The following is a 10000-nucleotide window of genomic DNA, read 5'->3' as shown; positions in this document are numbered from 1 at the left end:
TTTACAAGAGATTCTGTTGTATTTTGTCCCATTGGTAAACCATAGATTAAATACATTCCGTAATCTTCTTGACTGTAGTTAAAAGCTCCAATTTGTAAAGCCATTTTTTTATCGTCTACAATTTTCTTGTATAATTTCGAACTTTTCCCATCAGAAAGGTAAGAAGAAATCATATCTAATACTCTAGCATCACGAGTTTTCATAGATGGAGTTCTGTAAGATGCTACCACCATTGGAATTTGAATGTTTGGATCTTGCCAAGTTGCTTTAAATTCTTTTGTAATAGGTGCTTCTTCTACTTTAGTTCTAGTTACTGGAGCTCCTTTTGGAATAGCGCTAAAATATTTTTTCACCCATTCTTTTGCTTGCGCTTTGTCAAATTGACCTGCAATTACTAAAACTGCATTGTTTGGCACATAGAATTTTTTGTTGAAAGCTAAGAATTCTTCTAAAGTAGCAGCATCTAAATGCTCCATTTCTCCAATGGTTGTCCATTTATATGGATGCACTTTAAACATGTTTTCTTTAACCGCTTTAATTAAATTCCCATAAGGTTGATTGTCAACACGTAATCTTTTCTCTTCTTTAACTACTTCGTTTTGTGTATCAACACCTTTTTGATCAATTACTGGATGCATTAATCGTTCTGATTCCATCCAAATAGCTAATTCTAAATTGTTTGAAGGGAAAACTTCGTAGTAATATGTTCTATCATCCGTAGTATTGGCATTGTTGTTTCCTCCGTTTGCCGTAACTAATTTAAACCATTCGCCTTTACCAATGTTTTTTGTTCCTTCAAATAAAAGGTGTTCAAAAAAGTGAGCAAAACCAGTACGGTTTGGTTGTTCGTCTTTTGCTCCTACATGATACATTACAGACGTAATTACCACAGGTGCAGAATTATCTTGATGAAGTACAACATGTAATCCGTTGTCTAAATCAAATTCCTCGAATGTTACTTTTTGAGCAGAAGCAGTTCCGCCAAGCATTAGTGCAGTACCCAAAGCCATTAAAGATTTTTTCATACGTTATTAATTTGTTTGATATAATTGTAATAAGACGCAATTTCGGGATTATGTTACAATTAAATAGAGTTTTTATGTAGAAAATTTATTGAAAATACAATTTCTGATTTTTTTATTAAGGAGATAGTTGTTTGGTTTATAAATTATTGTATATTTGCAACCTTAAAATTTTTAACTAAAATCATTGTTATGTACGCAATCGTAGAGATAGCAGGGCAACAATTCAAAGTAAGCAAAGACCAAAAGGTTTATGTTCACCGTTTAGCTTCAGAAGAAGGAACTAAAGTTTCTTTTGACAAAGTTCTTTTATTAGATGAAAACGGAACAGTAACTTTAGGCGCCCCAGCTGTAGAAGGTGCTTCAGTAGAAGCCAAAGTGTTACAACACTTAAAAGGTGATAAAGTAATCGTTTTCAAAAAGAAAAGAAGAAAAGGTTACAAAAAGAAAAACGGTCACAGACAATCATTCACTCAAATTTTAATTGAAGGAATCGTTGCTGCTGGTGCTAAGAAAAAAGCTGCTAAAAAAGAAGTTGAAGTTGAAGTAACTGAAGCTACTGAAGAAGTTAAGCCAAAAGCTAAAGCAACAAAAAAACCAAAAACTGAAGAATAACATTTAAAAATATTACGTCATGGCTCACAAGAAAGGTGTCGGTAGTTCGAAGAATGGTAGAGAATCAGAATCGAAACGTTTAGGCGTTAAGATTTATGGTGGTCAAGCTGCTATTGCTGGAAACATCATTGTTAGACAAAGAGGTTCGAAGCACAACCCAGGTGAAAACGTTTACATGGGTAAAGATCATACTTTACATGCTAAAGTTGATGGAGTTGTAAAATTCCAGAAAAAAGGGGAAAACAAATCTTATGTATCTGTAGTTCCTTTCGAAGCTTAATAATTTTATTTAGCAACATATTAAAAACCTCTCTTTTTGAGAGGTTTTTTTATTAAAATAAATGTGGTTTGTGTTTGAATATTTAATGCAATTACCTATATTTGCACCCACAATTAAGCATACGCGGGTATGGTGAAATTGGTAGACACGCCAGACTTAGGATCTGGTGCCGCAAGGTGTGAAGGTTCGAGTCCTTTTACCCGCACTTAAAGCTCTAACGAAAGTTGGAGCTTTTTTAATTTAAAATAATTACTTTTATTCAAATTAAAACAAACTCATTGAACTCAAAATACGACATCATCATTATTGGCGGAGGCGCAGCTGGATTTTTTACAGCTATCAACATTGTAGAAAAAAATCCAAATCTAAAAGTAGCTATACTTGAAAGAGGGAAAAGCGTTTTAGAAAAAGTACGTATTTCTGGCGGTGGTCGTTGTAATGTAACACATGCGTGTTTTGTGCCGAATGATTTAGTGAAATTTTATCCAAGAGGCGAAAAGGAATTAAAAGGTCCGTTTCATCAATTTTGTTCAGGAGATACGATTGAATGGTTTGAACAACATGGAGTTGAACTGAAAATTGAAGACGATGGTAGAATGTTTCCCGTTTCTAATTCGTCTCAAACAATAATCGATTGTTTTTTAAAAGCAACTCAAAAGCTTAAAATCTATATTTTAACCAATCATAGCGTTCAGGAGTTATATAAAACCGAAAACCATTGGAAAGTAACAACTACCCAAGAGGTTTTTACATGTGAAAAAATTGTAATGGCTTCCGGAAGTAATCCGAAGATGTGGGAATTGTTACAAAATCTTGGACATTCCATTATTGAACCTGTTCCGTCGCTATTTACATTTAATATTAAAGACTCGCGAATCAAAGATTTGATGGGACTTTCTGCTTTGGCTTCGGTAAAAGTAAAGAAATCAAAACTACAAGCATCTGGATCTTTATTAATTACGCATTGGGGCATGAGCGGCCCTGGAATATTGCGTCTTTCTGCTTGGGGAGCAAGAGAATTAGCGGATAAAAAATATCAGTTTGCCATTCAAGTTAATTGGTTAAACGAAATTGATTTTGAAGAAGCCATCGATTTGTTGAAAACTATCAAAGAAGAAAATTCTAAAAAATTAGTTTCAAAATACGCGCATTTCGAATTGCCAAAACGTCTTTGGGAAAATCTCGTAAAAGCAGCAGGAATTACAGAAGAAACCAAATGGGCAGATGTGGATAAGAAACAATTGAATACATTAGCCGAACAATTAACCAATGGCGAATTTCAAGTTAACGGAAAAAGTACGTTTAAAGAAGAATTCGTGACCGCAGGTGGGATTGACTTAAAAGAAGTGAATTTTAAAACCATGGAAAGCAAAATTTTACCTAATATTTTTTTTGCTGGGGAAATTCTAAATATCGATGCGATTACGGGCGGTTTTAACTTTCAAAATGCTTGGACAGGCGGATTTATTGTAGCTAATGCTATAACATCGATTGAACCATAACAGTGTAATTTACCATCTTAATTTTATCCATCAACGATTGCAAAGCATCTTGTTCAGCTAGTTCAGTGCTAGAACCTATTCCGATGATGTTGTACAAGGTTTCTTGATATACAATGTGGTTGCTAGAATTTGTAATTTTAATACGACTTTCTAGTTTTGTGGAAATTTTACCGTTTACTTGTAAGTTTTCAATTTTTTTACTTTCGATAGTAATGGTAAAATCTTTTTTTGCTTTTCTTGAAGCTAAGGTGAAATAATCAGCAGAAAAAATCTGAAACAATTCGTCTTCTAAGGCATTTAAATTTTTCTTCAACTTGTCAATTAAAAATATATCTAATTCAATAACAGGTAATTGTTTTGCAATGGATAGTTCAAACTTTTTAGATTGATAATTTTCAAATATCTTTTGAACCACTCGGTTTTGACTTAAATTCTTAACTAAAGAGTACGTATCTAAAATTGCTGTGATTTTTTCCGAATTGTTTTTACTACAATTTCTCGGAATTACTAATGAAATTGTACCATTGCTTTCTGAAACCAAATCCAAACTTTGTCCCGGTTGCCAAGAATAAAAAATAGAAACAGGAATGTTGCTAAGTGTCTTATTTTGCGATTTAATGGTTATGGGTTGGATGTTAATGTCTTTTGGGTCAGCAGCATGTTTGATGTTCAGTTGTTTTACGGGAAATGATATTTCAATTTGATTTAAATTAGTAAAAATCGTGTTCATCAAAAGACTAACATAGGGCTTTTCTGTCTGATTTTCGGTGTAGCGTAAATCTTCGTTTAAAAACTCACTAATATCTTCTAAGGCTAAAATTTGTTGTTTTATAGCTTCAGAAAAATCTTTTTCAGCAGTCAGTTTTTTGGCGTAATCAAATTTGAAAATCGAAGCTTCTAATGCTTTATTAATTCGGGCTTTTCTTAATTGTTGGTGTTTTTGTTTTGATAAGCTTAAATAGGTGTAATAATAATTTTCAGTTTCAAAAATATCCACGATATCATATCCTTCTAAAAAAGCAGCACTAGAAACCATGCTGTTCATGCGATAAAACTCATTAAAAGTATCATCATATTGAAAAACGTTTAGCGAATTGTTACTAGAAACGGTAACCGAAATGCTATTTGAAATTTCAGTTAGTGCCATTTTTTGTGCTTTTTCTCTATAATCAGATGATGATTTTGGTGCCATACCAATTCCGATATAATTAAAATTACTCAAAGGAGTTTTGGAAACCCATTCTGGAGCATTTTCAGGAATTGTGGAATTGTTTTTAGAACTTCCACATGAGAAAAAAACAAAAAAACTAGTAAGTAAAACGATATATTTAAGCATTATTCTTCAGGGTTAAAAAGCAAAATTTCGGAAACAATTCGTTTTCTAAAATCGGTTAAAATGTTCTCAGCTAGAGATTGACTGTTAATTTGATCGCTAGTTTGGAAAAGCGCTTGCAAGTTTTTATAGTTCGATTCGTCTCTCATTATTCGGTCAGCAATGGTGCGCGTAGGATAAATCAGTTTATAGTTTGAATTATTATTTCGAGCGTATCGAATTTGTTTTTCATCATTTTTTTGGATGGTTTTTTGCATCAAAATTTTGCCTGTTGTAATTTCAACTAATCGATACGTAATGTTGGATTGTAACGTACTTCTTTTTTCATATTCTTTATACACTACTGATTTTTCAACAAGCGAATCGGAACCATTACGAGCCTTTAATTTTTTTACTTCTAATCCATTAACATCATAACTTCTAACAGGTTCGTCTTGTAACTGATATTGATTAATATGTATTGTTAAAACCGCTTTTGCATTTGTTCTTACATAAAAATTTTCTATATATCGCTTCAATTGTGTGTTGTTTTTGCTTGTCTCCGAAATATTATAATACGGAGAAGAAATGTCATTGCTTCCTTTAATGATTTTTACAAACGGATTTTTACTAGCTAAAATGTCTTCAATAACCGCATTTTGAATGTTGCTTTCAAAGCCACTCGAGTTTCTTCCTCTATATGATTCTACAATAATTGGATATTCTGCACATACTAAAGCATCCGATTTTAATTCATCAGCATTTTTGTAACTATCAAATCTTTGAATAATGTCATCCAATCCTAAATAAGCGGTTCTGCATTTTCCTTTCTTCAAATCTTTAATCGCTTTACGATAAATAGGTTCGCTAGCAGCTTCACGATGCAGATTTTTTACATCTAAATAGTTGTTGTTTATATTTTTAACTTGCTCAAAAGCTAATTCTGCTTCTTTAAAGTTTTCTTGCATTAAATAATAACTTCCTTCTTTGTAACGCTCGTTTAATGCTTGTTGCAATTTGTTTTTTACGTCTTTATAATTAGCCTCACGAGTGTAAATTTCATTCCATTTATCATAAGCAGGCATGTATTTTTTTTCTCCAAAAAGTTGAATTCCGCTCAAATAAACAGGCTCATTTATGGCAATGCTTAGTTGTTTTGGAGTGTCTTTGTAATTAGGATTAAAACGAGAAATATCATTAAAAACACTTTCAGCTTCTGCGAATTTTTTCTCAGAAAGATATTTGATTCCTAAATCATATTGCCCCATTAAATATTGATCTAAGTTTTTGTTGTAAATCGCTTTCGTTTGTTGATCAATATCTAGATTTTTTGTGAAAGCATTTACTTGATTCACAAAACCATTCAGATTGTAATATTCATTTACAACACCTTCTTTGTCTCCTTTTTCGTTTTTTGTGGCAATTGTGAAAGCTGTCTCAGAAATATGCAATTGAGCACTTCTTCTTAACGCGTTTTCAATTTCTGGGAGATTTGGTTTTCTGTATAAAACACCTAAATACAATTCTGAGGCTTGTTTGAAGTTGCCTAATTTTTCCATTTCAGCTCCTTTTTTTAAGGTAGTGTTTTTTATACTACAAGAGAACAGAAATAAGAATAAGAATACGATTGAATATTTTGGGGTAAAGTTCAATTTCATAGATTGGCACGTATTTTGTAAAATGTGTTAAAGTTCAGTTGACAATTTTAAAACAAAAATAACAAACAAACGTTTTTTCGAGTTGTTTTTTTTGTTAATATTGGCAAATCTTTCAAATTTGATACCAAAAATGAGTGTTTAACAATAATTATACAAAAATGAGAAAAATTACAAAAATGAGAAATACAATTTTAGTAGGTTTATTAGTCCTTGGTGCAGCTTCTTGTAGAAGTAAAAAAGAAGAAAAACCAGTAGATGCTCCAAAAGGAGAAGTTAAAGTAGAAGTTTTATGTAGTGGACCAAAATACTTTACCGATAAAGATTTTTTTAGAGCTAATAGTGTTGGCGAAAGCCCAGATCAAGCAAACTCTAAAAGAATGGCATTGAGTAACGCACGTTTAGAATTAGCAGGTCAAATAGAAGTAACATTAAAAGCAGTTATTGATAACTACTTTAACGATGTAAATTCTGGTGGAAAACAAGAATATATTGCTAAATATGAAGGGTTAAGCCGTGAGGTAATCAATCAATCAATTTCTGGAACTAAAACAATTTGTGAGGAATTAACTAAAACAGCTGCAGGTAAATACAAAACATATATTGCAATTGAGTTAAATAATGCTGCTTTATTAAATACTTTAAATAATAGAATTTCTGCTGATGATCGTTTGAAAGTAGATTATAACTACGAAAAATTCAAAGAAACTTTCTATAAAGAAATGGAAGAAATGGGAAATAAATAATCCTTTTCAAAATATAAAAAAAGGCGATTTCAATTTGAAGTCGCCTTTTTTATTTTATAAATGTTGATTATCGATTTAACCAATATATCGTTCCAGTTAAAATTGTTGCAAACCCAACCCAAGACAAATAAGGAATCAATAAATAAGAAGCTCTTTTGTCTATTTGTTTAAAAATATAATAGGTTTCATAAATAATTAACCAAAGTAAAATAATCTCGATAAATGCCAATAAAATATTATTCAGTCCAAAGAACAAATACGACCATAAAGCATTTAAAAGTAATTGAGCTGTAAAAAACAATAATCCTTTTTTTACCAATTCTTTGTTGGTTTCTAGTTTGTTCCACACCATTCCAGCTGCAATTCCCATTAGGATGAAAAGCGTAGTCCAAACGGGTGCAAATAACCAATTTGGCGGATTGAAATTCGGTTTTTTAATTTCGGGATACCAAGTGGAAATACTTGATTGTGTAACATTACTCGATAAGTAACCTACTGCCAAACAAATGGCAACACAATAAGTTATTTTAAGATATTTGTTCATGTTTTCAATTTTATAGGCAAATTAACGAAATATCAAGGGAACAAATCAATCAAAATCGGTATTTTTGTCAAAATTTTAAGCTATGCTTACCGAAAAAGATTTTATCGCCAACTCATATAATTCTATTGAATCCGCTAGTTTCGAATGGAGCGCGCCTAGTAATATTGCCTTAGTGAAATATTGGGGCAAGAAAGAAAACCAAATTCCAGCGAACCCATCGATAAGTTTTACGTTAAACAATTGTAAAACAATTACGAAGTTGGAAGTAGTTAAAAAATTAGAAAATAATAGTTTTTCATTCGATTTACTTTTTGAAGGAAAACCAAAAGAAGATTTTAAACCAAAAATTCAAAAATTCTTCGAAAGAATTGAAAAATATTGTCCGTTTTTAAAAGAATATCATTTTAAAATTGACACTAAAAATACGTTTCCTCATAGTTCGGGAATTGCTTCTTCAGCCTCTGGAATGGCAGCTTTAGCAATGAACATCATGAGTTTAGAAAAAGCAATTAATCCAACGATTTCGGATGACTATTTCTATTCAAAAGCTTCATTTTTGGCAAGATTAGGAAGTGGAAGCGCGTGCAGAAGTATCAAAGGTGAAGTCGTAGTTTGGGGAAGTCATGCAGAGATTAACGGAAGTTCGGATTTGTTTGGAGTGAAATTTTCTGAAATTCATTCTAACTTTAAAAACTATCAAGACACAATTTTATTAGTAGATAAAGGCGAAAAACAAGTTTCGAGTACGGTTGGGCACGATTTAATGCACAATCATCTTTATGCGGTAAGACGTTTTGCGCAAGCTCATGAAAATTTATCCCAAATAAAAGCGATTTTATCATCAGGAAATGTAGCTGAATTCATCAATATTGTAGAAAGTGAAGCCTTGACTCTACACGCTATGATGATGACTTCAATGCCGTATTTTATTTTGATGAAACCCAACACATTGGAAATCATTAATAAGATTTGGAAGTTCAGAAATGAAACGCAAATTCCAGTTTGTTTTACGTTAGATGCAGGTGCAAATGTGCATGTTTTGTATCCTGAAAACGTAAAGGAAAAAGTATTGCAATTTATTCAAAATGAATTAGTTGGCTATTGTCAAAATGGTCAGTATATTTGCGATCAAATTGGAAATGGAAGTCAATTGATAATGAATAATTAACAATTGATAATGGAGAAGAAAAATGTTATAAAAGAAAAATCTTTTGAATTCGCTAAAGAAATAGTGTATCTTTATAAAGTTTTAGCTGATAAAAGAGAATTTGTTTTATCAAAACAGTTGTTGCGTTCTGGAACTTCAATTGGAGCTAATGTAAGAGAATCGGAACATGCACAAAGCAAAGCTGACTTTATTCATAAACTATCAATTTCGCTCAAAGAAGCAAATGAAACAGAATATTGGTTAGATTTGTTATATGAAACGAATTATTTAACAGATGAAGAGTTTCTTAATGTGAAAAATAAAAACATAGAAATATTGAAATTACTAACAAGTATAATTAATACTTCAAAGAATAAATAATTATCAATTATTAATTGTCAATTAAATAATATGAAAGGACCACTTTTTTACTCAAAAATATTACTTTTCGGAGAATACGGAATTATCCAAGATTCGAAAGGACTTTCAATTCCTTATAATTTCTATAATGGAGCTCTAAAGAAAGATGAAAATCCTTCAGAAAGTGCAATTAAATCAAACGAAAGTTTAAAAAGATTTGTTGTTTATTTAGAGCAATTGCAAACAGAACAACCTGAATTAGTAACTTTCAATTTAGAAGTTTTAAAACAAGATGTAAACAACGGAATGTATTTCGATTCGAGTATTCCACAAGGTTACGGAGTAGGAAGTAGTGGTGCTTTAGTTGCTGCTATTTATGATAAATATGCGAATGGTAAAATCACGGTTTTAGAGAATTTAACTCGTGAAAAATTATTGCAATTGAAGACGATTTTCTCTCAAATGGAATCGTTTTTCCACGGAAAAAGTTCAGGTTTAGATCCTTTGAATAGTTATTTAAGTATTCCAATTCTAATTAACTCGAAAGATAATATCGAAGCAACTGGAATTCCAACACAAAGTACACAAGGAAAAGGTGCGGTTTTCTTAATTGATTCAGGAATAGTGGGCGAAACTGCTCCAATGGTTTCTATTTTCATGGAAAACTTAAAAGATAACGGTTTCCGTACGATGTTAAAATCACAATTCATAAAATATACCGATGCTTGTGTGGAAAATTTCTTGCACGGCGATGTAAAATCGTTATTAGAAAATACCAAACAATTATCAAAAGTAGTTTTGAACAACTTCAAACCAA

At 31.5% G+C, this 10000-nt stretch carries 11 protein-coding genes and 1 tRNA gene; 8 read left to right on the top strand and 4 right to left on the bottom strand.

Annotated features, from left to right (window positions below):
* The coding region (locus LDL23_RS00655; RefSeq protein ID WP_291263979.1) for a pitrilysin family protein at positions 1 to 1025 on the bottom strand (1025 nt) is incomplete at its 3' end.
* 189 nt (positions 1026 to 1214) lie between these two features.
* On the opposite strand from LDL23_RS00655, the gene rplU reads away from it, so the two are divergent.
* The 4 genes from rplU (at position 1215) to LDL23_RS00635 (ending at position 3419) form a co-directional block, all read left to right on the top strand.
* Positions 1215 to 1637: a 50S ribosomal protein L21 gene (rplU, locus tag LDL23_RS00650; RefSeq protein WP_194094158.1), complete on the top strand. Its 423-nt coding sequence runs from the start codon at positions 1215 to 1217 to the stop codon at positions 1635 to 1637.
* Positions 1638 to 1656: 19 nt separating this feature from the next.
* Positions 1657 to 1917 (top strand): 50S ribosomal protein L27, encoded by a 261-nt coding sequence (gene rpmA / locus LDL23_RS00645; protein ID WP_111567425.1) that lies wholly within the window; start codon positions 1657 to 1659, stop codon positions 1915 to 1917.
* A gap of 123 nt (positions 1918 to 2040) precedes the next feature.
* Positions 2041 to 2122 (top strand) — tRNA-Leu (locus LDL23_RS00640).
* Between the two features lie 73 nt (positions 2123 to 2195).
* Entirely contained in the window at positions 2196 to 3419 is a 1224-nt protein-coding gene (locus LDL23_RS00635; RefSeq protein ID WP_291263978.1) for an NAD(P)/FAD-dependent oxidoreductase, read from the top strand.
* Here LDL23_RS00635 and LDL23_RS00630 read toward each other — a convergent pair.
* Both LDL23_RS00630 and LDL23_RS00625 read right to left on the bottom strand, forming a co-directional pair.
* Positions 3397 to 4755 (bottom strand): LPP20 family lipoprotein, encoded by a 1359-nt coding sequence (locus LDL23_RS00630; protein WP_291263977.1) that lies wholly within the window; start codon positions 4753 to 4755, stop codon positions 3397 to 3399. The genes LDL23_RS00635 and LDL23_RS00630 overlap by 23 nt on opposite strands.
* Complete coding sequence (locus LDL23_RS00625) at positions 4755 to 6290, bottom strand: hypothetical protein (protein ID WP_291263976.1); 1536 nt, start codon at positions 6288 to 6290, stop codon at positions 4755 to 4757. Before LDL23_RS00625 ends, LDL23_RS00630 begins: the two co-directional genes overlap by 1 nt.
* Positions 6291 to 6547: 257 nt before the next feature.
* Here LDL23_RS00625 and LDL23_RS00620 point away from each other — a divergent pair, with 257 nt between their 5' ends.
* A complete protein-coding gene (locus LDL23_RS00620) occupies positions 6548 to 7132 on the top strand; it encodes a hypothetical protein (protein WP_291263975.1) in 585 nt (194 codons plus the stop codon).
* A gap of 67 nt (positions 7133 to 7199) precedes the next feature.
* Here LDL23_RS00620 and LDL23_RS00615 read toward each other — a convergent pair whose 3' ends face one another.
* On the bottom strand, positions 7200 to 7676 hold the full coding sequence (locus LDL23_RS00615) for a TspO/MBR family protein (protein WP_291263974.1): 477 nt from the start codon (positions 7674 to 7676) through the stop codon (positions 7200 to 7202).
* Between the two features lie 82 nt (positions 7677 to 7758).
* Between LDL23_RS00615 and LDL23_RS00610 the strand changes: the two genes are divergently transcribed.
* From LDL23_RS00610 to LDL23_RS00600, 3 genes are all read left to right on the top strand, one after another.
* Positions 7759 to 8844: a diphosphomevalonate decarboxylase gene (locus LDL23_RS00610; protein ID WP_291263973.1), complete on the top strand. Its 1086-nt coding sequence runs from the start codon at positions 7759 to 7761 to the stop codon at positions 8842 to 8844.
* Between the two features lie 9 nt (positions 8845 to 8853).
* Positions 8854 to 9204, top strand: coding sequence for a four helix bundle protein (locus tag LDL23_RS00605; RefSeq protein WP_291263972.1), 351 nt, complete (start codon positions 8854 to 8856; stop codon positions 9202 to 9204).
* Between the two features lie 30 nt (positions 9205 to 9234).
* Positions 9235 to 10000 (top strand): mevalonate kinase (locus LDL23_RS00600; RefSeq protein WP_291263971.1); only part of this gene is annotated, 766 nt, incomplete at its 3' end.

This window comes from Flavobacterium sp., from assembly GCF_020217025.1.
Taxonomy (GTDB): Bacteria; Bacteroidota; Bacteroidia; order Flavobacteriales; family Flavobacteriaceae; genus Flavobacterium.
This window is presented reverse-complemented; position numbering and strand designations above follow the sequence as displayed.

What these genes read in the sequence shown, in the direction of transcription:
- rplU (WP_194094158.1), top strand. Translation starts at nt 1,215, where the DNA reads ATGTACGCAATCGTAGAGATAGCAGGGCAACAATTCAAAGTAAGCAAA.
- rpmA (WP_111567425.1), top strand. Translation starts at nt 1,657, where the DNA reads ATGGCTCACAAGAAAGGTGTCGGTAGTTCGAAGAATGGTAGAGAATCA.
- LDL23_RS00630 (WP_291263977.1), bottom strand. Translation starts at nt 4,755, where the DNA reads ATGCTTAAATATATCGTTTTACTTACTAGTTTTTTTGTTTTTTTCTCA.
- LDL23_RS00625 (WP_291263976.1), bottom strand. Translation starts at nt 6,290, where the DNA reads ATGGAAAAATTAGGCAACTTCAAACAAGCCTCAGAATTGTATTTAGGT.
- LDL23_RS00620 (WP_291263975.1), top strand. Translation starts at nt 6,548, where the DNA reads ATGAGAAAAATTACAAAAATGAGAAATACAATTTTAGTAGGTTTATTA.
- LDL23_RS00615 (WP_291263974.1), bottom strand. Translation starts at nt 7,676, where the DNA reads ATGAACAAATATCTTAAAATAACTTATTGTGTTGCCATTTGTTTGGCA.
- LDL23_RS00610 (WP_291263973.1), top strand. Translation starts at nt 7,759, where the DNA reads ATGCTTACCGAAAAAGATTTTATCGCCAACTCATATAATTCTATTGAA.
- LDL23_RS00605 (WP_291263972.1), top strand. Translation starts at nt 8,854, where the DNA reads ATGGAGAAGAAAAATGTTATAAAAGAAAAATCTTTTGAATTCGCTAAA.